General features: G+C 44.3%; 22 protein-coding genes. 6 read left to right on the top strand and 16 right to left on the bottom strand.

Translation table 11 applies throughout. The features are described from left to right. Nucleotides 1-55 precede the first annotated feature (55 nt). Nucleotides 56-526, top strand: coding sequence for a hypothetical protein (locus AC3WTJ_RS05820; RefSeq protein WP_492521030.1), 471 nt, complete (start codon nt 56-58; stop codon nt 524-526). Here the strand turns inward: AC3WTJ_RS05820 and AC3WTJ_RS05825 are convergent. After that, nucleotides 523-1020, bottom strand: coding sequence for a hypothetical protein (locus tag AC3WTJ_RS05825; RefSeq protein ID WP_492521031.1), 498 nt, complete (start codon nt 1018-1020; stop codon nt 523-525). The genes AC3WTJ_RS05820 and AC3WTJ_RS05825 overlap by 4 nt on opposite strands. A gap of 58 nt (nt 1021-1078) precedes the next feature. Between AC3WTJ_RS05825 and AC3WTJ_RS05830 the strand changes: the two genes are divergently transcribed. After that, entirely contained in the window at nt 1079-1705 is a 627-nt protein-coding gene (locus tag AC3WTJ_RS05830) for a hypothetical protein (RefSeq protein ID WP_492521032.1), read from the top strand. A 39-nt stretch (nt 1706-1744) separates the two neighbouring features. Here the strand turns inward: AC3WTJ_RS05830 and AC3WTJ_RS05835 are convergent, their stop codons facing one another. The 8 genes from AC3WTJ_RS05835 to AC3WTJ_RS05870 form a co-directional block, all read right to left on the bottom strand. After that, nucleotides 1745-2515, bottom strand: coding sequence for a sugar phosphate isomerase/epimerase family protein (locus AC3WTJ_RS05835; protein WP_492521033.1), 771 nt, complete (start codon nt 2513-2515; stop codon nt 1745-1747). 123 nt (nt 2516-2638) lie between these two features. After that, the gene (locus AC3WTJ_RS05840; protein ID WP_492521034.1) at nt 2639-3652 is read right to left on the bottom strand and encodes an alpha/beta hydrolase family protein; all 1014 of its coding nucleotides are present in this window, start codon (nt 3650-3652) and stop codon (nt 2639-2641) included. A 51-nt stretch (nt 3653-3703) separates the two neighbouring features. After that, on the bottom strand, nt 3704-4516 hold the full coding sequence (locus tag AC3WTJ_RS05845) for an aminoglycoside phosphotransferase family protein (RefSeq protein ID WP_492521035.1): 813 nt from the start codon (nt 4514-4516) through the stop codon (nt 3704-3706). A gap of 123 nt (nt 4517-4639) precedes the next feature. Then, complete coding sequence (locus AC3WTJ_RS05850) at nt 4640-7681, bottom strand: family 43 glycosylhydrolase (protein ID WP_492521036.1); 3042 nt, start codon at nt 7679-7681, stop codon at nt 4640-4642. A 305-nt stretch (nt 7682-7986) separates the two neighbouring features. Continuing rightward, nucleotides 7987-8640 (bottom strand): M48 family metallopeptidase, encoded by a 654-nt coding sequence (locus AC3WTJ_RS05855; protein ID WP_492521648.1) that lies wholly within the window; start codon nt 8638-8640, stop codon nt 7987-7989. Nucleotides 8641-8738: 98 nt separating this feature from the next. Next, the gene (locus AC3WTJ_RS05860) at nt 8739-8918 is read right to left on the bottom strand and encodes a twin-arginine translocase TatA/TatE family subunit (RefSeq protein ID WP_157326409.1); all 180 of its coding nucleotides are present in this window, start codon (nt 8916-8918) and stop codon (nt 8739-8741) included. A gap of 30 nt (nt 8919-8948) precedes the next feature. After that, a complete protein-coding gene (locus AC3WTJ_RS05865) occupies nt 8949-10157 on the bottom strand; it encodes a ZIP family metal transporter (RefSeq protein WP_492521037.1) in 1209 nt (402 codons plus the stop codon). A gap of 19 nt (nt 10158-10176) precedes the next feature. Beyond that, nucleotides 10177-11064 (bottom strand): multicopper oxidase domain-containing protein, encoded by an 888-nt coding sequence (locus AC3WTJ_RS05870; RefSeq protein ID WP_492521649.1) that lies wholly within the window; start codon nt 11062-11064, stop codon nt 10177-10179. A gap of 451 nt (nt 11065-11515) precedes the next feature. Between AC3WTJ_RS05870 and AC3WTJ_RS05875 the strand changes: the two genes are divergently transcribed. Beyond that, nucleotides 11516-12163, top strand: a complete 648-nt coding sequence (locus AC3WTJ_RS05875; RefSeq protein WP_492521038.1) for a DUF1796 family putative cysteine peptidase — start codon at nt 11516-11518, stop codon at nt 12161-12163. 60 nt (nt 12164-12223) lie between these two features. Here AC3WTJ_RS05875 and AC3WTJ_RS05880 read toward each other — a convergent pair whose 3' ends face one another. The 3 genes from AC3WTJ_RS05880 to AC3WTJ_RS05890 form a co-directional block, all read right to left on the bottom strand. Next, entirely contained in the window at nt 12224-13927 is a 1704-nt protein-coding gene (locus AC3WTJ_RS05880; RefSeq protein ID WP_492521039.1) for an ABC transporter substrate-binding protein, read from the bottom strand. Nucleotides 13928-14026: 99 nt separating this feature from the next. After that, entirely contained in the window at nt 14027-14962 is a 936-nt protein-coding gene (locus tag AC3WTJ_RS05885) for a carbohydrate ABC transporter permease (RefSeq protein ID WP_492521040.1), read from the bottom strand. Between the two features lie 12 nt (nt 14963-14974). Further along, nucleotides 14975-15880: an ABC transporter permease gene (locus AC3WTJ_RS05890; RefSeq protein ID WP_127454217.1), complete on the bottom strand. Its 906-nt coding sequence runs from the start codon at nt 15878-15880 to the stop codon at nt 14975-14977. Nucleotides 15881-16085: 205 nt separating this feature from the next. Between AC3WTJ_RS05890 and AC3WTJ_RS05895 the strand changes: the two genes are divergently transcribed. Beyond that, complete coding sequence (locus tag AC3WTJ_RS05895; protein ID WP_492521041.1) at nt 16086-17795, top strand: sensor histidine kinase; 1710 nt, start codon at nt 16086-16088, stop codon at nt 17793-17795. Next, a complete protein-coding gene (locus AC3WTJ_RS05900) occupies nt 17792-19234 on the top strand; it encodes a response regulator (RefSeq protein ID WP_492521042.1) in 1443 nt (480 codons plus the stop codon). The genes AC3WTJ_RS05895 and AC3WTJ_RS05900 overlap by 4 nt, the downstream gene beginning before the upstream one ends. A 49-nt stretch (nt 19235-19283) precedes the next feature. Here the strand turns inward: AC3WTJ_RS05900 and AC3WTJ_RS05905 are convergent, their stop codons facing one another. From AC3WTJ_RS05905 to AC3WTJ_RS05915, 3 genes are all read right to left on the bottom strand, one after another. Then, complete coding sequence (locus AC3WTJ_RS05905; RefSeq protein ID WP_492521043.1) at nt 19284-20360, bottom strand: NAD(P)H-dependent flavin oxidoreductase; 1077 nt, start codon at nt 20358-20360, stop codon at nt 19284-19286. A gap of 25 nt (nt 20361-20385) precedes the next feature. Beyond that, on the bottom strand, nt 20386-21303 hold the full coding sequence (locus AC3WTJ_RS05910; protein ID WP_492521044.1) for a phosphotransferase: 918 nt from the start codon (nt 21301-21303) through the stop codon (nt 20386-20388). Between the two features lie 108 nt (nt 21304-21411). Next, nucleotides 21412-21975, bottom strand: coding sequence for a TetR/AcrR family transcriptional regulator (locus AC3WTJ_RS05915; protein WP_492521045.1), 564 nt, complete (start codon nt 21973-21975; stop codon nt 21412-21414). Nucleotides 21976-22211: 236 nt separating this feature from the next. On the opposite strand from AC3WTJ_RS05915, the gene AC3WTJ_RS05920 reads away from it, so the two are divergent. Next, entirely contained in the window at nt 22212-23699 is a 1488-nt protein-coding gene (locus AC3WTJ_RS05920; RefSeq protein WP_492521046.1) for an MFS transporter, read from the top strand. Between the two features lie 65 nt (nt 23700-23764). Here the strand turns inward: AC3WTJ_RS05920 and AC3WTJ_RS05925 are convergent, their stop codons facing one another. Further along, the gene (locus AC3WTJ_RS05925) at nt 23765-24274 is read right to left on the bottom strand and encodes a DUF402 domain-containing protein (RefSeq protein ID WP_492521047.1); all 510 of its coding nucleotides are present in this window, start codon (nt 24272-24274) and stop codon (nt 23765-23767) included. Nucleotides 24275-24286 lie beyond the last annotated feature (12 nt).

The raw sequence follows: 24286 nt of genomic DNA on the forward strand, positions 1-24286 counted from the left end.
CACGCCACGCTTACGTCAAATCCAAGGCAACTTTGCTATACGAAGGAGAATAATCATGAGGAAATTTATCAAATCCCTATTTCATAAGCGGTCATTTGCTGATCAGCTGGAGACTTATCTCGAAGCAACGGTGTTAAAGTGGAAAAAACGCATCAACCCTATAACGAACAGAATCGGTTTTGGCATTTATTTTTACAAGAACATCACCATTAATTTAAATCGCTTGAACAAGGAAATATTGGAAATTGCCCAAGATAGCGCGAAACTTTCGCACTTCAACGAAACCACATTTCCGAGTTTTATATCCGTCGTCGACGGCATCCATACAAGGATGTTCACGCATCTGCCGAATCACGTCATTCAACAAATTACAACTTTAGTTAAAAGGCTCCCAGGTTTCAAAGAACTGCAATCGATCTCACGAACTTATGGGTACATATGTGAACTTCAATACAATCAAGGAAGAGTATTTTTCGGATCTTTACAGATACACTTTATTAAAATAGAAAGATTGGCCGCTCCTTAATGGGAAGCATGGCTGGCGTCCTGCCTTTTTTGAATCGCATGCATGCCCATAATGACAGCCACAAGTTCGTAACTATCTAATTCCGCAGATTGATTTCGCAGTGTAAATGCTCCTGAAGAAAACCATCCGTTTATTTTCTCGAAATGAGCGACAAGCACGCCTGAGGAATCGGAGATTTCATATTCTTTTGAAAATGCCGGGGAGGTGATGTCATAACTGCCTCTCCCTTGCGTTTCGTACGTGAACTTTTTGGAAAACATCGCAAATCGGCTTCGCAGAACACCGGCCAAACTCCCACCCGGATGCGAAACCTCCCATTTTCCTGACAAGAACGGAAAGGCTCCTTTGTAAAGCAGTCGGTCATTAACGCCATACACATCGATGGCCGAGCCAAAGGAACTCTTTAAATCCAGATGCCCCATGTTTTTTTCCTCGCTGTCCAAAATCTCTGTAAAACCTGCATTAAAAAAATTATCGCGAAAAAATAAATTCATTTTCTCTCCTCCTTCAGTTAAAATCATCTAACAGGATGCAGAAAGGAAGTTTGTGAATATGAGACACACGACTTCAACAGTCCCAAGAGCAGCTGTTCGCGGATCATCGCTGGGTGTTATTTTCATGGCGTTATTCGGCACACTTTGGGCAGGGATCGGGATTGGCGGGCTTCAGGGCTGGGGTTCCACTTGGCTGATCATCACGGCTGTACTCGTTGGTGTAACGCTGCTCTCAGGCGGCATTTCGCTGCTTGTTGCCTCCAAGCAATTATCACAACCAGCCGATTCCGATACACGCCGCTGGAGACGTGTGTGGATGTGGTTTGGTATCATTTTCACCATAGAGGGTGCGGCAATTGGAGCCGCAAGCGCCATATGCACCGCTGCAAAACATTTTAATCTGCTTTTTCCCGTAATGGCCATTATCGTGGGTATTCATTTCATTCCGCTCGCACCGTTGTTTCGGATCAAAGCTCACTATGTAACAGGAGCACTTCTTACCTTGCTTGCGATTGTTACCCTTCTGTTTGTTCCTGAACATGCAGTGATTGGCGGTCATCCCGTCATTACATGGTGGCTCGTTGTCGGTTTTGGATCCTCATTAATTCTTTGGAGCACAGGATTAAAGATCTGGCTTGTAGGCAAGAGATGGGTAGCTGGTTCGTTAATTAACAAGGAACAATAGCGTTCACCTCATAAATGAGTGAACGCTATTGGTTTATTACTAAGCAAATACTCGTTTCATAAAAGCTAAACTGTCACGTTGATCTGTTTCCGGATCTCGGACTGTGCATTCCGCAGAAATCATCCCCTCATATCCCGAAGCCTTCAGCGCTGAAACGAATTGTTCATAAGGATACTGACCTGTTCCCGGTGAGAATCGCCCTGTATCCGCTAAATGGATATGCTGCAGCCAAGCTTTGTTGTCGATTAGCGTCTGAAGCGATTCTTTCTCTTCATCCATATGATAAAAATCCGCCAATACCCGAACAGACGGGTGATTTACTTGTTTCGCGAAACGAACAGCTTCGGAGACACTGTTAATAAGGTTAGTCTCTTTTTTATTTAACGGTTCAATCACTAACGTTACGCCAGTCCCGGCAAACTCTTCACCGATACGGGACAACAGATGCGTGAACTGCTCCTCTGAGCGGTTCTGTTCCCATCCATCGGGAATATTACGCGATCTCCCGCTTCCCAGAACGACATTTTTGGCTCCGACTTGATTTAGCGCCTTAGCCGCTTTATGTATATATCGCTGGAGACGCTCCTCATCAACCTCAGGCCCAACAACTTTTAAATCGCCAGGAAAAAAAATATTAAATGCCCTGACTGGGAGCGGGCTATTCATAAATAACGGCAATCTTGCCGCATATTCCGTTTCATTTTCCAAATTTAAAGAAACTAGCGCACATTCTATGTAATCAAATCCCAAATCCTTCAATTTCTCAGCCTGCTGAATCTCACTGCACCAACCAAAGGTATACATAGTCATCCATCCTTCTTATGTTCAATTTTTATGAAAAAGAACTAATGATAGCGCATACAAACCCATGTTAATTAAGACTCTATGGAGTGGAAAAAGTTGCTTGTCTTCTCTCTTAGATTCCCGGGAAACTCAAGCCCAAACTCGTTGAAACCAATCGTAAGCCATTTTACCTGAAATCTCATGAGTGCCCTCAAAAAGATCTAATGCCAATTTCTCTTCTGCTTCTAAAATCTGATAAATGCATCGAATCTGCTCATAAGCCTGCTTGGTTGCGTGTTCAGGAAAAATAGGATCACCTTTCCCTGCTTCAATGAGAAGTGGCCTAGGGGCAATCAAGCCAATCAGATCCGGCATCTCAGCTACAAGCGACAGACCTGGCACATAATTGTCTATACAGTGATGGATGGATAGAATGCTAGCTTGAAAAGTGTTCGTATACCCACTTACGACAGCTGCTGTTATGCGATGATCAATAGCCGCAGCGAATGAGCAGACAAGTCCGCCTCCGGAAATCCCCATACATCCAATCCTCGCGGCATCTACATCATCACGTGTGAGTAGATAATCTACGCAGCGCAAAGTTTCAAACACACGATAGCCAGCCATCGTTTGGCCCATGGCCAAGAGAAACGTAGATAGACTGTGACAAGAGTTTGCATCTTGTTTTTCACTGCTCAACTTACGATCACCAAAGCCTAAAAGTTCTGGTGCAACAACGATATAGCCTTTATTGACAAGCTCTACAGCGAAATCTTTCTGATAGCCCTTGTCTCCTGTTTTTTCCTCACCTTCTATCGTTAGACCTACAATATCCTTACTGCCATATCCGTGACCATGGCAGGCTATAATGGCCCCCACTAGCTCTTCGCGTTCCTTCGGAATAAGTATGTAAACGGGCATGTAGAGGCTGGGGTATGTTTGAATTTGAATTCTTTCTCTCGTATACGTGCCGCAATCCACAGATTCCAGAAGATCAGGACCAAGTTCGGGAATCTTCGCTGGAAACCCGCCTAACAACTCAACAAAACGCGAACGTAACCGCTCACTCCAGTTAAACCATTCCTCTTCTGAACTTGCTTGAAATTTTCCGGAAGGCGTTACACGATCGTACAGATGTTTAACATAGTGATCCGGGTTCCACATGACAGTCAGCACCTCGTTTTCGATTTAAAATGAACACCGATGGACTGCTTTTTATTTCAGCTTCAAACGTTCTCTTATCACAGATCTCAACTGTTCTTTCTCTTCTTCGGGAATCCACTCTGTTAATCTGGCTGCAGCAACTGGCAACATCCATGGATCAATCTCGTCCAATTGTAAATTGGAGTGGGCAAGATAATAATTGAAGTACACATGCCCCATCCTCTCTCTCATGGCTTGAAGTTGATCCTTCACATGGCTCGGAGCAGCTTCAGGAAGCGTACCGTAGCGGAACAAAATCAATGTGCGGGCAATGTCCCCGGCAGGATGGCCAACCATGCCTGTCATCCAATCAATGATCCACCTCTTCTCCCCAACCATCGCGTTATCCGGATGAAAATCGCCATGACAGACACGGTTGCCGTTTGGCAGGTCTTCAAGGATTTGAAGAATTGCATGTTTTTCATCCGTTGAAAGCTGAGGAGCTTGATGAATGTTATGCGCTAGCACTTCCTTTTGTTTACGAAAAGATTTGCCCCTCTCATCGGCAGGGACTTCACAACGATGAAGTGTGACATGCATGTCAGAGAGCATTTCTGCAAAATCATCCAGTTCTTGCGGATGCTCTGTCATTTTCTGAAGGAGTGGCTTGCCTTCTATGTATTCAAAGTTAATGCCGATTCTTCCCTCCATCTCTACTAGCTCATTAACTCTCGGGACAGAAATACCAAGCGATGCAACTTGTTTGGTCATCTCATATTCATAGATAATTGCCTCTTTTGGAAATCCGCTGCGGTATAACTTGATTACGCTTTCATCATTTTCTTGGAAAATCTCGGCTGTTCTTCCCTCTGCTATTCGCTTCATTCAGTGTTCCTCTCTTTTTGACTTGTTTCCTTATTTTAACATAGGATCCATACTTGTATCGATATAAAAAAGTTCGTCAAACCAAAAAAGACCGTCAGGCACCCTGACGGTCTTACTTCTCCTTTATTCGAACATAGCCCTCGCGATTACCGCAAGATCGTTAATATCAATGACACCGTCTTTGACTAAATCAAACTTCTTGACCAAGTTCCAATCTGGGCTTGACTCTGTTTTGCCATAGTTCGCAGCGGCAATTGCGATATCACCGACCGTTACTTTGCCATCTCCATTGACATCTCCTGAAGGGCTAGTATTTACGGAGCTCGTAAATGCTTGCAAAGCTTGAGTCAAGCTGCTTGTTGCTTGATCGATTTCTGCCTGCGTAACCGCGTTTGCGGCAACCGCAATAGCTGTATTAATTGCTGCTTGCAAAGTAGCTTTGGAACCTGTTGGGTATTGACCTGGTGCACTGCCTTCAACAGCCGCTTGTAGAGTTGCTTGCGCTTGAGCAATTAATGTATTCAAACCTTCTTTGTTCAGATCATCAGTGCCAGTAACCTTTACGTTATACGTAACAGCATTAAGTGTACTCTCTACACCTGCTGAGTTAGCAATTTGCACGGAAGAAAGCCGAATACTTGCATTAGCCGACTGTTTAAGAGCCTTCCATGTTAATTTAAGCAATCCTCCATCCGTGGAAACCGCATGATCAGTGCCTAGGCTTGCCAGCAAAATACGTACTTTGCCAGGCACATCCTTATTCACTGAAACGACTTCAAGACCGGTTTTCAGTGATAATGCTGAATCAAATAGGAAGGTATCCGCATCATAGCTGAACGTTAAATCCTGTGCGAAGATAGCATCCGACGCGTTCGTCGAAACATGAGCCAATCCATAGTTCACATCTAGGTTATTGCCGACTGCAACTTGAGACACACCTGTCAGCGTTCCTGTTAATTCAGTCGGTTCAGTCGGCACGGTCACATTAGGCACATCAGCCTTATACATCGTTAAATAATCCAAATTCACATTACCGATACTGCTTTCATCAATTCGATAGCTAATGACATTTTTACCCGCTTGTAAAGCCAAACGTTCAGAGCCTGTAAACCATTCATCCCAGCTAATCGCTGTTTTGTCCGGAGCAATCGTCTTTGCATGTGTACCGTTGACATAGACATTGATTTTCGCTCTTGCAGGCAACTGAACGGTAGGATTCGAAGTCGATTCCCCGTTTACTTGTTCTCCATAGGCGTATCTAACACCTACAATATAATCGCCGGCTTCTGCCGCATTGACAACAAAATTCGCTTCAGCGCCTGATTTCTTAGGCAAATGGATATATCCCGTTCCTTGGAAGTTCAAATGGCTGTTTTCTTTCGTGATATCACCTAACAGCACAGCATCTTCGGCTTGATACATATCTCCTTGTCCCAAATCGCCTGAAGGCAGGTCTTGCCACTCATTCGGAGCAACAGGTGTACCAAAATTAGGCGTACCATCTGCATTCCAACCGAATTTTTTAATATTGACCTGACGCCACCAGTTACGCCCTGTATCTTGATACACCCGTGAATGATAAACCATCCAATCTTCCGTACCATCTACGGATTTTACAAAACTTGCCCGGGCTGGTCCTGATACATCGCTTGTCGATACGAAAACATCATTTTTGCGCGTCCAAGAACTAGGATTTAAAAAGTTCCCGTCGGTATTCATAAAATAAGACAATCGGTAACCGTCGGATTGATAATCACCCTCGGACATCGTGATGAATACTTTGCCGTCACGCTGCAAGACACGAGGACCTTCCCCGCCTCCGCCCGGCAAGAATGAACGGTCAACCGTAATGGTATAAGGATTATCCATTGGAGCAATGGCCGGACCGATTGGTTCTCCGGAGCCCAAAGTGCCCCATACGGCGTAAAGCTTCCCTTTATTTTCAAAAACCGTAAAATCGTTCGCTTGCTTATAGACACCATTTTCACCCGCATATAAAGCACCTTTGTCAACATAAGCCCCTTGCGGATCATCGGTAACGGATTGCAGAACTGTCGCCATATGCTTGTAATCATAAGCTTTCAAGTCGGCACAGTAGTAGATATACCATTTCCCGTCAAAGAAGAAGATTTCCGGAGCAAAAATCCGGGTTTGCGTTCCTTGCGAATCAAAAACCAGCTTCTTCTCCCCTTGGTCTGTCAGGGTACGGGATTTGGATACATACACTTTATTCTCAGAGTCCAGGTTACTGGAAGAAACGAAGTAATAATAGCCGTCTTTGTAAGTTACAAATGGGTCCTGCCCTTGATAGAGCGGATTGTTGAATTTGTTATGTAGCGTAGAACTGGTGACACCCATCTCTTTCATAAAGGCGGAACGAGCAATGGATACGTTTTCAATTCCTTGAATTAATGCTTCAACCTTATCTCGGTCATTCATTTGTGCAGCATCAATCGTATTCAGCAGCTCTTCAGCCGTTTGTTTAGCAGCTTGGAGTTGGGTTCGATCATTCGCTGTTACTTTATCTCCAAAATTGTCGGCTAAATAATCCAACTTTTGAATTTCTGCGGTTAACTCGCTTTTTTTCGTTACCAACGTACGATCTGCCGGCAAGTAAAGGGCAGATTCAGGAACGATTTGCCGCTGCTGGCTTGCACTCTCCCATTCCATCTTGAGCCAAGTACCGCCCCAACCTTGTAAATATTCAACTTTGATGTCATAGTGTTTGCCAGCTTCCAAAGAGATAGGAACGCTATCTTGCGGTTTTTCCCAAGTTTGCTGCCAGAAGTCAATGATCAGCTGCCCATTAACCCATAGTCGAAACCCATCATCACCAACCATATGGAAGGTATAATCTTCCGTGTAGGCAGGAACTATTGTACCTGTAAAACGTGCCGTATTATAATCAGGTGTTCCCGAAAATTGATTAAAAATACTGCTAAATGAATCCCCATTTAGATTGCCAATAGCACGTGATCCACGCAGATCATCGAATTTGAATACGGTAATATCTGTTCGATTATCAGGATTCGGCACACATTTAAAGAAATCCCCCATCAATCCATGTCCATCCGAAATTGGATCTGCCGCACGAGCATTCATAGGCATATTGATCGTACATGCAAATAAGATAATAGCCATAAGTATCCCTATTACTTTTTTCATCGGTAATCTCCTATTCTCATATTCGTTTCTACTCCGTGGATATTGTGCTAACGTTCCGAGTTCATGCAAGAAACAAAGCCGGCAGCCTCGTCGCCTAGTGACACACCGCGTAACCTCCTTCCCCTATCTTGCTGCGTGATTTTAACTTAACATATTTTCAAACATATAGATTTGTAATATCCCGAGCTTTTTTACAATTATCTTTCCTTTTTATGTAAGCAGATGATAAGGAGCTAAAATCGTGCACAAAAACAAAAAAACTGACGCCAATTTTGTCCGGACGACAGTTCTATTCTGTGTAACTTTTAAAGTGTCATAGCTTGTCCATACCTGGCCAGGAACTCTTCCTTCTCCTTATAATCGGGCATTATGCTTCCCACGCGTCTCCAGAAAGAACGATCATGATTCATATGGGTGAGATGACATAATTCATGAATGATGACATAATCAATCACGTCGATTGGCGCCATGGCTAAACGATAATTAAAGGTTAATTTTTTAGATGAGCTGCAGCTTCCCCATTTGGTTATGGACTCTTCGATTTCAATCTCCTTTGGCTTAACCTTTAATTGTGCCTGATAGATCTTGATGCGTTCGGCAATGATTTTCTTGCAGCTTGAGAAATAGAACTTCTTAAGATTTATTTTCAACTCTTCCTCAGTAAGCCCGGAGGTCTCAATCAATTCATGGAGAAAATAATACTTCCCAAGATGAAGGAATTTCCCCTCCTCTTGATATTCTTTTATTCCAACGGTTTCTTTCGATTTCTCTATAAGCTGTAATTTCTCTACGATTTGTTTGCCATGATGTTTTACAAGGCTTATTATAGTCTCCTGGCTTGTATCGTTAGGAGCTTTAATGGTCATGTAGCCTGTGTTATCGATTTGAATCGATACTTTCTTTCTAACGCCATAGGAAACATGAAATTCAATCGTCCTATTTTCTAACTCCATTTTCATACTAGTCATCGGTCCTTTACTTTCACTACGGTACCTTCTCATTTTACCTTTCTCAAGAAAAAAAGACCAATCCCAATGTTGGGGACTGGCCTTCCTGCTTACTCGCTTTTTTGTTTCTCAACGGTGTCTTCTTCCAATAATCCCTTCGTTCCTTGTCTAAACTCCTTGATTGTCGTACCGAAAGCACGGCCCAATTGAGGCAGTTTCGTAGGTCCGAACAACAATAACGCCACTACTGCAATGATGATAACACCTGAAACACCAATACCTGAAAGCATGAAAAGCACCTACCTTCTGACCTGCATTTATTAAAATTTCACCATAAGCGCTGTGATGTACATAATGAGAATCCCTGCCGATAACCCACCGAAATTCAACCAGGAAACAGGCGACAAACTGCGTTTTTCGGATTCTTTGATGATCATTTTGGAAATCACATAAATGACTTGAAGAATAGCGCCAGCACCGATTCCAAAGAATAAAGCCGCCAAAGTATCGTTGAAAATGAATCCACCGGCCCAAGTTCCGATGATGGCTGGCCCCCCTGCGATTAAAGCTAATGTAACAAAAGTCTTCCAGCTAGGACGCTCTTTAAGCAATGGAGCAGCGATCCCCACGCCTTCTGTAATATTGTGCAGGGTAAAACCAATGATCAAAAAAGTTCCCAGCGCTGCCTCTCCGACAGCAAATGCGGATCCAATGGCAAGGCCTTCACCGAAATTATGCAAACCGATGCCTGTAGCGATTTTCCGGGACACTCTGCTTCCCTGAGGCGTTCTGCTGCTTAATTTTCGGTCATTCGATTGGTCAACGGCGATCAAGAATAAACAGCTGAGAAGTGCGCCAAACCACACTAAGCCAGTTCCCTGGAATACACCAGGAGCTTCAGCCGCTATTTCAAACCCTTCCTCGAACGTATCAATGACAAGAAAAACTAAGAGTCCGATCGTCAAAGAAAGAATCACATGCATGCCTTTCACCGAAAACCGGCGCAAGAAAGGATACCATAGAAGACCTAACCCCACAGGAATGACACCGACATAAAATCCAATTAAGGCATATTGAGCAAAAAGCTTTCCTGTCGGAGTCGGCGTAGCTGCTGCTGCTGCAACCTCACCTGTGAAAATTAATCCATTGGATGTGATTAATTTAATTTCATGCGGGTCCCCTTGTACCCACGGGTAGGGAATATGGATCGTTCCTCTCTCGAATCGTTGCAAGGTGTCGCTCGGTGAAAACTCTGCGTTCCAGAACGCTCCGTCCACAACGACTTGTGCAATTGTTATTTCCTCAGGGCCTGAGTTCAGAACCTTCACTTGAATACCATCATCATTCAGCGTGATTTTCTCAACGTTCACAACTTCAATAGGCGCAGCAGGCTCACTTTCTATACCAGTACCTACTTTGGCAATCGTACCGATGATTCCAATTAACAAAATGAGCGGGAGAATTCCCCATAAGATAGCTTTTAATGGCGGGGATGACGTCTTGGTTTCCCTTTGATCTGCGTAACTCATTGAGCAATTACCTCCTTTCTTATTCAGCTATGAAGAAGCCCATCCATCCAAGCTCCGCAAATTCACTTTGATGGGCATGAAACATATATTTCCCGGCGGATGGAAACACGATTTCCAGAATACCGCGTTCCCCTTGGCATTGCATGATCGTATCCGTAAATTGAGGACGAGCCTCAGGGTCCGCGCCGGTTGCATAATAGTTGAAAAAGTTCGCATGAAGGTGAAAAGAATTGATCAGATCGAATTCCGTCAAATTACTGAGATAAATGCGTACAAGTTCTCCGACCTTAACTTTAATTGGTTCTTGTTGATAGGCAAAAGCATACCCGTTCACTGTGTAAATTTCGTTTTCTCCATCGAGATCCAAATCAAACCCGTTCATGACCATACTGAATTCTAGGGCTGTAGCTCTTGGTTTCTTGGGATCAATGATGAAATTCCCATAGAGTCCCTTATGAATATGTCTGGCTAATGGAGCAACATGGCAATGATATACATGCATCCCGGCTGGTTTGGCTTCAAATTCGTAAGTAAACGTATCTCCGGCATTGACAGCTTCCAACCCATCCATATTCGTCGGGTGCATCCCATGAAAGTGGATGGAATGCGGATGGCTCGTTGCATTGCCGAAATGAATACGCAGCACATCGCCTTCAGTACAACGTATGGTCGGGCCAGGAATGGTGCCGTTAAACGTCCATCCAGGGAACTTAATGCCCTTGGCAATCTGAACTTCATTCTCATAGGCAGTAATTTCATACTCACGCAATGTTCTTCCATCCGGAAGTTTGCTTACCTTGCCATAATCAAATGCTGTCAATGCTTTCTGTGCGGCTTTAAATCCTTCGGTAACGTCATTACTAGGCACATAGCCATGCTTCATGCCTTCATGCAGCTGCCCTTTCATCGCCTTATGAATGTCATGTTTATCCGCTACCAAGGTCGACTTTCCAAATAAAGTGGATGGATGTAATAAAGCAGCTCCAATTACAGCAAAAGCCCCAGCACCTCCCATCTTCAAAAGTTTACGTCTTGAGATCTTATCACTCGAATCACGCAGCATCGTTGGACCCTCCCCCATTAATATTGCTTGTTTACAATTATTTTGCATTAAGGAAACATTTTGCGTAAAAATTTTGTTTCCATTGGGACAAAAAGTTTGCCCAAGGAAACACTTTGACTTAAATATATGCTTTAACCTGGTTTTTGTAAACCATTTTTTTGTTAAGAATACAATATATTTATCATGCTGCTGCCATCTGTGCGCCTCTACATTGCCCTATCTATGAAGATGTCCAATCAAATTTAAATGATAGAACATCTAGTATATTAAGAGCACTCTAGGGGAGGGAATGGCATTGAGATTGTACGAAATAAAAGGTTTCTATGACGCAATCGTTAGTTTAGGCAGTGCTTGTAATCCTTCGCTGCAATTAAAACGCCACCGCTTAAGAACATTCTCAGGTCCGCTGGATTGGCATGTATCCCTTTCACTTTCTGATGTAAACCGCTTGTTGAAGAATAACTTCCATAACTTCATGGATTTGAGCCATATGAGATTAATAGACGGGGATGCTCATTTATTAGAGGACGGAGTCCCCATTCAATCTGTAAAGTCGCATTTTGTAAAAGACACTTTGTATAATATTCTTTCCGTTCATGATTTTCCGATAGACCCTAATCAACACTGGACGATGACATACCCCTCTTATCGGGAGAAAATGAATCGTCGAATAGACAGATTGATGGATAAGATGCAAACCAGTCGAACAATACTGTTTGTTCGATGGGCCGCCAATTATGACCAGGCCGTTGAGTTGCAAACGGTTTTATCCGAAATGGTAAAGGGTCAGTTTAGCGTCCTGATCCTCTGTCCAGTTGAGAGCACCAATTTGGTATCATTATTGGATTGGGGCATTGAAAGAGTATGTGCCGTGGAGGTTCCTTCTGACCCTAATCGGAATGCAACATGGGATTATGTCTTCCAAGGGGTAAAGATCAACTAGAAAAAAGAGTTAAGCAGTAAGCTGCTTAACTCCTTTTTCTAATCTGCGCTACTGTTTAGGTTACTTTTTATACACCTTATCGTAAGCGTCCTGATAAATTTTGATGAATTGATCCATACCGGAATCTTTAAGACCTTTCAAGTAGGCGTCCCAATCCTTATCAATACTCTTAGCGCCCATAATGAACTGCAACATGGATTGTTTCACGTAATCCGTAATAATCGGCTTTAATTGCTTAACTTGATTCGCTTGTTCATTGGTCAAGAAAATATCCGTCGGGAACTCTTCCTTCGGCTGATGCCCTTCATACAATTCCTTCGTGGCCTTGTACAAACGTGTTTCCAATCCATCCATCGTATAGATGTCTTGGCTCGCAGCATAGGATGTTTCACGATATTCAGCTGAACGAAGGTTCGGCCCCATTTGGTTCCAGTGGTCGTTCTGTACCTGGCCAACGCCGTAAGATGTTTCTTTTACCTTGAACTTAGCGGCAGTTCCACGCGTGTTTTTATCATTCGCATCCGCTTTCACCCAGTTGCGATTTTCCTCTCCGAAGTTGGACAACGTCGTGCCTTCATCCGAATAGAGATAATCCGCCAAACGAATGGCTGCTTCCGGATTTTTGTTTTTGTTCGTAATGGCAAATACGGAATTCCCAATCCCGATATAGTGCGCAGTGAACGAGGCTCCATCCGGACCCGTCAGCGGAGCAATCGGATCATAGTCCTTGTGGCGAGTCGCCGCCGGCGATGCATCGGTGAATTCACCAAACCAACCTGCCGGGATTGCACCTGCAATGGCCGTGTCAGGGCTGTTTCCTTTTTGTGAAAGCGCATCCGATTTCTGTGTAAAAGCTTCCTTATCGATCAAACCTTCCGCATACAATTTATTCAAATATTGCAATCCTTTTTTGAAGCCTGGCTGGTCTACAGCTGTTCCCAGCTTACCGCCATTTAGCACGAAATAGTTATTGTCGGCATTAAAATAAACGAACGCGTTCATAACGAAGGTTTCAATATCCGTATGCCAACCCGTTGGTGAACCGGTGAACGCAATTTCATCGGCTTTGCCGTTGCCATTCGGATCTTTCTCCTTAAAAGCTTTCAACATGTTGTAGAAATCGTCCGTCGTCTTCGGCGCACTCAGTCCAAGCTTCTGCAGCCATTTCGAGTTCACCCACATTTTGGCGGAGAATTGGCAGTGATAACACTCATTAACCGAAGGAATCGCGTAAATATTGCCATCCGGCGCTGTAATCGCTTTTTCCAGATAAGAAATATCTTTGAACGCCTTTTTAATATTTGGCGCATATTGATCGATCAGCTTATTAAGCGGCAGCAAAACGCCTTGTTGACCGTATAACAACTGCTCTTCTTTCGTGAGATCCCCTGACATGAAAATATCAGGATAGTCGCCACTTGCCAGCAGTAACTGTTTTTTCTCTTTCAAGGCCGCTGCTTCACCAGGTACAAGCTGCCAGTTCAAATGAATATTCGTCTTATCTTCCAAATATTTGGTAAACCAGTTTATATTCAAATCCGCAATATTCGCCGATTGCGGCGCGAAAGCACTCATGTTGATTTTATTTTTGGCGATTGGAAACCCCGTTACATTCACGTTGCTTCCTCCATCTGAACTTCCGCCTCCATTCGGAGTAGCGCTGTTCGGCTCGCCGCTGCCTGATGTGCAGCCGACCACAAACGTAGTAATGAATACGATTAGGGCTATCGATTTCCATGTTCTATTGGTTCTTTTCATCCCCATACTCAAACCCTCCTTGTTTGTCTTCGCCAATCCATCTTCGTGGGGGCAAACCGGAGTTATCCGCTGCCTCGCATCCCGCCTTTCATCCCTTACCAGGAATCAGCCTTTTAAAGAACCAATCAGTAGACCCTTCACAAAATGCTTTTGCACAAAAGGATAAAGAATAAGAACAGGCGCACTCGCAACGACAATGAGTGAATATTTAAGCAGCTCCTTCAAGCCCTGTCTCTCCGCTAGTTCCCTGACGTCTTTAATCATTGTAGGATCAATGGAGTTCAGGATTAGAATGTTGCGTAAAATTAGCTGCAGCGGATATAAGTTAGCGCTCTTCAAGAAGATTAGAGCTTCGAAATAAGAATTCCAGTACCCAATTGCATACATGAGAACTAGTACGGCAATGATCGGTTTAGATAACGGGATGACGATTCGCGTTAAAAATTTGAAGTCGCTGCATCCGTCCAAATGTGCGGCCTCCGTTAGCTCGGAAGGAATCGATGTTTGGAAAAACGTCCTCGCCAGAATAACCTGCCAGACGGATATCGCGCCTGGGATAATCATGGCCCATCTCGTATCGAGCATCCCCAGTCCTTTTACCGTCAAATAATAGGGAATTAAACCTCCGCTGAAAAGCATCGTGAAAACAAACAAAGCCGTGATCACATTGCGTCCATAAAAGTTTTTACGAGAAAGCGGATAAGCAGCCGTAATTGTCAACGATACGCTAATTAGGGTCCCTACGACCAGATAGAACAAAGAGTTGCCGTACCCTTTCAAAATTTGCGGATTCTGAAAGACGGCTTGATAACCTCGCAGTGTCGGCTCAACAGGGAGAAGCCACACTTTGCCTGAAATTACAGCAGATGATGAACTGAATGAGGAGCTGACGATATAAATTAAGGGATACGCTACGATGACTAAACAAATGATCAAAAACAGATAGACGAAGAACAGATAAACACGATCTATACTGCTTTCAACGATGCGGGTCGTTGATTTTCGTGATTTTAACGATAAGGCTTGCTCGGGATTCATCATCTTCTCAGCCTCCTACCACAGACTTGTTTCGGAATTTTTCCTTGCCACATAATTTACAACGATGAGCAGCAGCAAGTTCACGACGGCATTAAATAGTCCGACCGCTGCGGAGAAACTAAAGTTCGCTCCGACTAATCCCATTTTGTATACATAAGTCGAAATAACTTCGGAAGCCCCAACGTTGATGGCATTTTGCATCAGATACACTTTCTCAAACCCTACGTTCATGATTTGCCCTGCATTCAAAATAAGCAAGATTACAGCCGTTGGCATAAGACTTGGCAAATCGATATGGATCATCCGCTGAAAGCGAGATGCGCCGTCCACTTTCGCAGCCTCATATAAGTGCGGATCTACCCCGGCCAAAGCCGCAATATAGATGACCGAAGCGTAGCCGGTAAACTGCCAGACGTCGGAGAGCACATAGACGGTTTTGAAATACTCCGGCTTTGACATAATATTTTCTGCTGGAAAACCGAATTTATCGGCAAGTAGATGGACAAATCCAAGTTGTGGAGAAAGGAATAGCATAATGATCGAAACCATGATAACGGTGGAAATGAAATAAGGCGCGAAGGTGACTAGCTGTACGGCTCGCTTAAACACGCCATTTTTCAACTCGTTTAAAGCTAAAGCAAGAATGATAGGCGCAGGAAAACCTACAATTAGTGAATACAGGCTTAGGAGAGCCGTATTTTTAATAATTCGCCAGAAAATCGGCAGCCGGAAAAATTCAATGAAATGTTTGAAACCAATCCAATCGCTCCCCCAGATCCCTTTGGTTACGACATAATTCTTAAACGCAATTTGCACGCCAGCCATCGGTACATATTTAAAAATAAGCAAATATAGAAGTGACGGCAGGATAATCAGATAGAGCTGCCAGTTTTTCCTTACCATTCTCAATGCAATACTCATGGAAACTCTCCCTCCAAAATGCATGTAAATTATCCATTTGTTTAAGCGCTTACAAGGACTATCATAATGGACTGTCGAACAAATTTATAGGGATCATTTTTAAGATGAACTGTCCATTCATAAGGTGGTGTGTCGCATTTCAAAGAAGTTTGCTTTCAACTATCAGAACTTGTCTATTGTTAAAAAAATGGCGATAGGCTATATCGTGATCATCTTTATTCCGATCATCTCTTTCGGATTATTCCTGTATAATCAGAACTATAACAGCTTCCTGGAAGAATACGCACAAGGCAGACAAAAAATCGTGAATCAAGTGTTAAATAATATAAGCATCAGCACAGTGCAGATCGAGTCCGCCTATCAGCTATTCCAAAATAATTCCAATACGATCGCTTATCTAAGCGGGAATTATCGAACGGATTTTGAACAAGTTTCCAACTTCTTGACCTATATTCGACCCTTATTTTCCTATATCCTGTCGTCCAATCGAATGATTGATGGTATGACAATCTACATGGAACAGCAAAATGGGATGATTTTTCGACCGGAAATGGCCAGAATGGACGAGTTCAAATTAGGAGAAGGCATCCGAAAGCTCCAACTAGGTGTTGGGAAATGGGTAACGTCAAGCAATGGATCCGATCCAAACATCGACCTTCATTATGTTCACAAGATAGGGAATCGAAATTTTGAGCAGGACATTGGTCTACTCGATATTAAAGTTACCTCCAAGCTGATTAAACCGCTGTTTGAATCGTTAAATTTAAATAGCAAAAGCAATCTGTATGTGCTTGATCAGGATCGCCAAGTCATCTCGCGTATTGAGAAAATTCCTTTAAATAAAGTTTCAGAAAAGGCCCTATTGGACAATTCCTTCCAAACCAACATGAAGTACTACTATCAAACTGTAGGCGGAGATAAGATGTTGATTGAATCCTTTTATGCTGACAGTTTGAAGCTGCATTTTGTTATGATGGAGCAAGTAGATGATGTCTTTAGCGGGATTAAGAAAAACAAATATGTCCTTGTGATGATCGTAACGATCCTACTATTGACGTTATCCGGTATGTATTATCTGATCGCAAGTTCCATTACGAAACGGATTTTGAAGCTTTCCAAGCATATGCGGCGGGTCGATGAAAACCACTTTCCCTTATACGTAGGAGAAATTAATAAAGATGAAGTTGGGCATCTGACCTTGTCTTACAATGCCATGATCCGGCGAATGGACGAGCTGGTCAATACTGTGCACCGCTCTGAAATGCTGAGGAAAGAGTCCGCGTATCAGATGATGCAAGCGCAGATCAAACCTCATTTCCTCTACAATACGCTTGAGTCCATACGCATGATCGCAGAAGCAAACGATGATTCGGAAGCGGCCGAAATGTCCTATACGTTAGGCAAGTTGTTCCGCTACAGTTTATCGGGATCAAAAAGTGAAACGACCTTGAAAGAAGAAGTTGAAAATGTCAAAGACTATATCAAAATTCAACAAATCAGGCTCGGCGACCGGCTGCAAGTAAGTTTCATGATTGACGCAGCGATCGATCATTTTATTTGTCCCCACTATATTTTGCAGCCAATCATTGAAAATAGTATCGTCCATGGGATTGCAACCGTAAGAAAACAAGTTACCCTCTCTATTCGTATTTGGGAAGATGCCACATTCATGTTCATTTCTGTTAGCGATACGGGAGCGGGTATTGGGGAGGATCAGCTCGTGCGGGTTCAAGGTGTTTTGAATGGTAAAATAGATGCTTCTCAGTTACAGAGCGGCGGCGGCGGACTCGGCATTGTGAATGTCAGTGAACGCATCAAAATGTTTTTTGGCGAAGGTTCAGGTACCCAGATCACGAGTAAACTTAACGAGGGAACGACTTGTTTACTCAAATTAGGCAAGGGGGCGGCACAATGAAGCTTATGGTTGTCGATGACGAACCTATCCTATTGAATGGCATTATCCGTATGATAGAGAAAGCGAACACTTCTTTTACCGAAATTGTCGGAGCAAGCGATGGGATTGACGCGCTGCACAAACTGGCAACCTTTCAACCCGATTTGATCCTAACGGATATTCATATGCCTGAAATGGACGGACTCGCGCTTATTAAAGAAGTGCAAGCGCAGCATTATGGCAACCGCTTTGTTATTATTACCGGTTATGACGACTTTGCGTATGCTAGACAAGCGCTGCGTTACCAAGTCGTTGACTATTTATTAAAACCAATTAATAAGGTTGAACTCGTAGGCGTGCTCGAGAAAGTTGAACAGACGATTCGAATCGAACAACGTCAAATGAGAGAACATGACCTCCTGATGCTGAAGGAGCATCTCCTTCATGATATGCCCTTTGAGGACATGCCGCTCAAGCCGGAGCAGCTGCACACGCTTCTACCAGATCCGTTTATGACAATCCTCGTTTTTCAACCTAATGAAGATACGCCGATGTTAACGATTGAACGCATGAAACAGATGTGTAACGTGCTATCCGAGATGCAGTTTAGGGCTTACACTTTTCAATCCCGGTTTTTAAGGCAAACTGTGCTGATCCTGAACGGGATGCATGTGCCATCAGAGGCAGAGCTGCAGCAAGCTTGTGGTGATTTGGTAGAGAGCAAAAACACGCAATACAGCGGACTTGCCATTGGCGGTAGTGGCAGAATAATGGATATAGATCACTTGCAGGAGCTGTACATGGAAGCGGTGGCTGCCATGCTATTTAACCGGCACTTCGCCAACTGCAGCTTCAGCGTATATCGAAAAGATGCTGAACCTATCGGCCATGAATTGGCTCCAGTCCAAGCGAACAATTATTTGATTGCTTTCGAGCAAATCGAAAAAGAGATGCATTCCCTGCACCTTCATTTCCCTGACTGTGATCACAAGATCAGACTTCGTGAATTGTTTCTCAGTCTTGTTAGCGATCACAACCAAAGAGTCGGCACAATGCCTGATGTCGCTACTCATTCTAAAACCACAGGACAGCTCCTCCCCTTTGAGCGGCGTCCTGAGCACAGTCAGCCACACACGCAGGCTATCGATAAAATCGTTTCCTTTGTCGAACAAAACTATAAGTTGGATTTATCTCTCGATGTGGTTGCCGACCATGTGCAAATGCATCCGAATTACATCAGCATGCTGTTTCGCAAAGAGATGGACCTCACCTTCCTTCATTACTTACATACGTTTCGGCTCGCCAAAGCCAAGCAGTTCATGCAAGATCACCCTGACTGGCCGATCAATACCATTGCTGAACTCGTCGGCTATGAAAATCCGCGGCATTTTTTCAAAGTGTTTAAAAAATTTGAAAACACAACGCCCGGACAATACCGGCTCGGAAGTTCATCGATTTAAAAGCAAAAAGAAGCAATCGGCAGCTTCCCCGCCAATTGCCTCTTTTCTTTTACTTGAGAATCGAACTCGCCTGCTGCATGATCTCCTCGATCAGATTCCCGGCTTTCTCTCCGTCCGTCAGCATCCTTGTCCCTTGCCCTGCCCATAAAGACATATATTCCGCATTACGCTGCTCAGCCGAAGCATTTCGAATATCTCTTGTAATCGTATTCTGGGTTGGAAACGGCAGCGGTTCAACGCCTCGCTCGTCCCATTGCCGAATAAACGAGTTTACAATGCCTCTCGCCGGGCGGCCTGAGAATGCCTTCGTGATAACGGTGCTTTCCTCCGTACTTTTCAAAAGAGCTTCTTTGTACGCCACATTCGCACCTGATTCATAAGCGGTCAGAAACCTGGTTCCCATCTGAACGCCTTGGGCTCCAAGGGCAAGCGCAGCAACGAGACCACGTCCGTCCATGATCCCTCCAGCGGCAATAACAGGAATCCGAACTTGATCCACGATTTGCGGTACCAAGGCCATGGTGCCAATATTGGCTCCCATCGGATGGCTCGAAATGTCAAAGGTTCCACGATGCCCTCCTGCTTCGCTGCCTTGTGCCACAATCGCATCGCAACCGGCCTGTTCAGCCAAGATAGCTTCTTGCACAGTCGTGACCATCGTCACGATTCGTAAGCCGGCTGCTTTTGCCTTCTGCCTATAAGACTCCGAAAGAACACCGAAAGCCGTGCTAATGACAGGCACCTTCTCTTCCAGTAATACAGCGATTTGCTCATCGAAATAATCAGGAGTGCTGACGTTTTCCCCAGTGGCTTCCGCTATCCCCAGCTGGCCGCGCACCTTGTTAAGTTCCTGTTGCACAACTTGTGTTCTCGTGTTGTTGTCAGGCACATGAATAGCAAACAGATTGACTCCGAAGGGAGCATCCGTCAACTCCCTTAACTCCCGGATAGCCACTCGAATCGCGTCCGGTGTCATATAAGCGGCACCTATCGTGCCGAGACCACCCGCATTGGAAACGGCCGCCGCCAGATTCGCAGTGCCTGGACCCCCGGCCATTCCGGCCAAAAATAAGGGATATTTGATTTTAAAAATTCGACAAATATCCGTTGTAAGTTGAAGGCTCATGTTCTTATGTCTCCTTTGAAACGCGCTAAGCATCAGCGAGCGCACGCGCAATAATTGTTTTTGCCTCTTCGGCAACTGCAGCCTCTTGGTCTTCAATGGCCTGCATCCAGATCAACATGGGTATGTACACGGCGATTAAACGAGCTAAGCGGTTCGTCTCTTCATCCACTTCTCCATACTCGGCAAAAAAACTCGCACGAGCACTTGGAGGTAAAAAGCTATAAACAACATTCAAGTCACAAGCAGGGTGGCCGATATTCATATCCCCCCAGTCTATGATACCGGAAATGGCTCCTTGCTCATCTACCAACATATTTTTAAAATGCAAATCACCATGCAAAAAGATTTGTCTTGGTTCTACTGGTTCTGTGTTCAGTTGGTGCAAATATTCGGCCATTGCCTGATAATCTTCATCACTGATATGAGCTCTGAGATCAGCTAGGAAACCTAGCATTTTCTCTTTTCGTAATGCAATATCGGTTAGATTCCTATGGTCAAATTGAATTCCGCTCTCTATGGCAAGTTGAATAGGAAATGAATGAAGCCTTTTTAAAAATTGGGCAAGAATTGGTGTTGATAAGGTTCGTTGCTCATCCGTCAATCCAATAGGGAAATTGCCTGTTAAATAAGCATATCCAAGAAAAGGTGCCGGATATTCAAAGTCGCCTTCGCCAAAATATAGCGGTTTAGCATAGGGAATGGGTATGTACGCCTCAAGCATCGGTAAAATTTTGCCCTCCATTTGCAATGGAGCAATCGCCACTTTCCTTCTTGGAAAGCGGAAAACAAAATCATCACCTACGCGGTATACGGTATTATCCCAACCATAACCAAGTTTATGTATCGTTAAATGCGCTAGCTGGGGAAACTGGCTTGTGATTAATTTCTGAGCTAAATCCTCTGAAACCTCCCACTCTGCATCCCAAAGATTCGAACCTCCCAATTGCCTCTACCGCCTCTTCATCAAAATCAACTCGAAAAAAGAAAACCGCGCAATGCGCGGGTGATGAAAGGTTGCTTATCCTTGTTTATTTGGAATATACGATCCGATTCAAACTAAAATAGCTTTCCAAGAAGCTTCTATCGTCTGTTGGATTTTGCTATCGGTTAACTCAAATTTTTTCACGTAGTAGCCTTTGACAATGGACGTAACAATCCCATATGTGATGGAATTGCAAAAATTCACATCCAATTCCCGTATGACGCCATTTCTCTGCCCTTCTCTAATCAGAGCCAGGATCGCTTCGCGAGAAACGCTGTCATCTTCCAATTTGCGCAATTCAGGTTTAATACATGGCGAATAGGAATAGGCATCGATGAAACGGAAGTGCTTGGGGAATTCCACCGCGAAACGAATCCTGTTCGTATGAAGGCATTTAAAGCGCTCATACAAGCTTAACTCAACATCGTACCCCATCATCAGGTGATCACCGAGAAGAATTCGACATTCCCGATACAGCTCATTGATAAGCTCTTCCTTATTGCTGAAATAGTTAAAAACTGTACCCGATCCTACATTCGCTCTTTTCATAATTTTGGCGAAAGTAACGGCCTGCAGCCCTTCTTCATCTATTAAATCCAATGTAGCATTCAAGATATCTTCTCGTTTACTCATTCTACACACCTCGTTAACCTCAACTTTAGTATGTACAACTGGGAACGTCAAGTATTCGGAATGTATATTCTGTAATTTCATGGTTTTTTCAAAGAAAATGCGGCGAAGTGACGCTATTTCTGATGAACTTTTCATACATTTGGAATGTTCACTCCAAAAATGTGTTGACTTCTTCTTTCTCAGGCCTTATGATGTGTTGGAACAAACACTCCAAAGACGAAAGGGAGATCACACACATGTCTTCATCCGCTTCTGCTTTAAATGGACGATCAAGTACGTCACCGATCGTTCTGGCCATTATACTTGCATGCCAACTTATGATTATTTTGGACGGCTCGATTGTTATTACTTCCCTGCCGGAGATTGGACGCAACTTGCACCTGTCTGCAACAGATTTATCCTGGGTGCAAAATGCTTACTCGTTAACCTTCGGCGGACTTCTGCTGCTCGGAGCAAGAGCGGGCGATCTCTTAGGACGCAGACGCGTCTTCATGGCCGGCATCGCCGTATTCACGCTGGCATCGTTAATCGCTGGTTTCGCCAATTCCGCTGAGAGCTTGCTAATCGCTCGTTCGATTCAAGGCTTAGCCGCTGCTTTTGCCGCACCATCAACCCTTGCGCTGCTTATGGTTAGCTTTCCGGAAGGCAAAGAGCGGACGCGCGCCATCTCCCTCTATAGCGCCGTGTCCGGTGCCGGCGGAAGCGTCGGGCTTGTGCTCGGAGGCGTTCTAACAGATTTGATATCTTGGCGCTTAGGCATGTTCATCAATGTACCTATTGGTATCGCACTTATTCTTTTAGCTCCACGTTATCTCAAAGAAACGCCGCGGTTAAACGGCCGATTCGATTTCTCAGGCGCCGCCACTTCAACAGTCGGAATGACTTCCATTGTATACGGCTTTGTCCGCGCAGCCTCTAACGGCTGGAGCAATGTTGGGACGATCGCATCCTTCCTTATCGGGATCGTACTGTTAGCCCTCTTTATCCGTATCGAAAAGAAAGCCGAACAGCCGATTACGCCGCTCCGCTTGTTCGCAAGCCGTGAACGCACTGGCGCTTACTTAGCGCGACTTCTGTTTGTAGGCGGCATGTCTGCCATGTTCTTTTTTCTAACGCAATTCCTGCAAGGTGTAACGAACTTTAATGCGCTCGTTGCTGGGATCGCTTTTCTACCAATGACTGGCGTAATGTTTAGTATGGTTTATGCCGTTCCTCGTTTGCTATCACGCTTTGGAGGCACAAGATTGATGATCGGCGGCGTATTCCTTGCTCTTATCGGGATGTTCTGGTTAAGCCGGATTACCGTAGATACTTCCTATTTTCCAAATATCGCGATTCCGTTAGTAATTTTGGGTATTGGCGCCGGTGTCGTCTTTATCCCCCTTACATCATCAGGAATCGCCGGTGTTGAACGCAGTGACGCAGGTGCAGCTTCCGGTCTTGTGAATGTCGCTCATCAAACTGGCGCTTCCTTGGGGCTTGCTATCTTGATTACCGTGTTTGGTTCAGCGAGCCGCGATGCCGTTGCTCACCCTCTTGCAGAAGCAGCACAACAAGACCAAGCTCGGTATGTGCTCGCCCACGCCTCCGCAGCTTCCATCACAGGATCTGTCGTCTTTATGGCGCTGTCTCTTATAGCCATTATTGTGCTCATTCAGAAGAAACGCACGCGCAAAGAATTCCAGTCTTCTCAAGTTGAAATTAGTGAAGTCAGCGTGCATTAAACTTGACATTATGCAAAAAGAGGCTCTCCCATGGTCATGACATGACCTCCGGGAGAGCCTCTTCGCTATTCGCTCGGAACAAGCGCTATATGCTTGGCAAGTGAGCCGTCAAAAGGGAACAGGTTATTGCGAACCCGCTCCTTTAACCCTTCTAATTCCAGTCGTGCTTGCTGAATCAAATCGGTTGGATAAGCAAACTTGACGGCATTGCTCGCAAATTCGTCTTCATCAACAACCATCCATTCGCCGCCTAACTGAATATAATCCAGATCTAAATCTACAAAGGAAACTGTATCCCCTTCCAACTTGGCAGGTTGGTTAATATTGCAATAATACTGGCGGACCTTGCCGCCGACAATGTCAGCACTTACCGTAAACCAGGAATCAAATGAAAAAAATTCAATCGTCCACGTCTCCATCGTAAACACTTTTTGCTTCGTATAATGATGTAACTGTCTTCCCTTTTGGCCCAAGACAAAAATATGAGAATCCGTCTTTTCCAATAGCGTTGTGTTCCATTGGTAATGAGGCACATTTCCGTATTTCAAGGCTTGAATGGTAATTTGATTATCCATGCTGTTATCCTC

The sequence above is a fragment of the Paenibacillus sp. FW101-FHT12H11 genome, assembly GCF_058790355.1.

Coding starts and splice junctions, on each gene's coding strand:
- AC3WTJ_RS05830 (WP_492521032.1), top strand. CDS start 1,079: ATGAGACACACGACTTCAACAGTCCCAAGAGCAGCTGTTCGCGGATCA.
- AC3WTJ_RS05835 (WP_492521033.1), bottom strand. CDS start 2,515: ATGACTATGTATACCTTTGGTTGGTGCAGTGAGATTCAGCAGGCTGAG.
- AC3WTJ_RS05880 (WP_492521039.1), bottom strand. CDS start 13,927: ATGGGGATGAAAAGAACCAATAGAACATGGAAATCGATAGCCCTAATC.
- AC3WTJ_RS05915 (WP_492521045.1), bottom strand. CDS start 21,975: ATGAGTAAACGAGAAGATATCTTGAATGCTACATTGGATTTAATAGAT.
- AC3WTJ_RS05920 (WP_492521046.1), top strand. CDS start 22,212: ATGTCTTCATCCGCTTCTGCTTTAAATGGACGATCAAGTACGTCACCG.
- AC3WTJ_RS05900 (WP_492521042.1), top strand. CDS start 17,792: ATGAAGCTTATGGTTGTCGATGACGAACCTATCCTATTGAATGGCATT.
- AC3WTJ_RS05850 (WP_492521036.1), bottom strand. CDS start 7,681: ATGAAAAAAGTAATAGGGATACTTATGGCTATTATCTTATTTGCATGT.
- AC3WTJ_RS05825 (WP_492521031.1), bottom strand. CDS start 1,020: ATGAATTTATTTTTTCGCGATAATTTTTTTAATGCAGGTTTTACAGAG.
- AC3WTJ_RS05905 (WP_492521043.1), bottom strand. CDS start 20,360: ATGAGCCTTCAACTTACAACGGATATTTGTCGAATTTTTAAAATCAAA.
- AC3WTJ_RS05840 (WP_492521034.1), bottom strand. CDS start 3,652: ATGTGGAACCCGGATCACTATGTTAAACATCTGTACGATCGTGTAACG.
- AC3WTJ_RS05865 (WP_492521037.1), bottom strand. CDS start 10,157: ATGAGTTACGCAGATCAAAGGGAAACCAAGACGTCATCCCCGCCATTA.
- AC3WTJ_RS05890 (WP_127454217.1), bottom strand. CDS start 15,880: ATGAGTATTGCATTGAGAATGGTAAGGAAAAACTGGCAGCTCTATCTG.
- AC3WTJ_RS05860 (WP_157326409.1), bottom strand. CDS start 8,918: ATGCTTTCAGGTATTGGTGTTTCAGGTGTTATCATCATTGCAGTAGTG.
- AC3WTJ_RS05845 (WP_492521035.1), bottom strand. CDS start 4,516: ATGAAGCGAATAGCAGAGGGAAGAACAGCCGAGATTTTCCAAGAAAAT.
- AC3WTJ_RS05885 (WP_492521040.1), bottom strand. CDS start 14,962: ATGATGAATCCCGAGCAAGCCTTATCGTTAAAATCACGAAAATCAACG.
- AC3WTJ_RS05870 (WP_492521649.1), bottom strand. CDS start 11,064: ATGAAAGGGCAGCTGCATGAAGGCATGAAGCATGGCTATGTGCCTAGT.
- AC3WTJ_RS05855 (WP_492521648.1), bottom strand. CDS start 8,640: ATGAAAATGGAGTTAGAAAATAGGACGATTGAATTTCATGTTTCCTAT.
- AC3WTJ_RS05820 (WP_492521030.1), top strand. CDS start 56: ATGAGGAAATTTATCAAATCCCTATTTCATAAGCGGTCATTTGCTGAT.
- AC3WTJ_RS05925 (WP_492521047.1), bottom strand. CDS start 24,274: ATGGATAATCAAATTACCATTCAAGCCTTGAAATACGGAAATGTGCCT.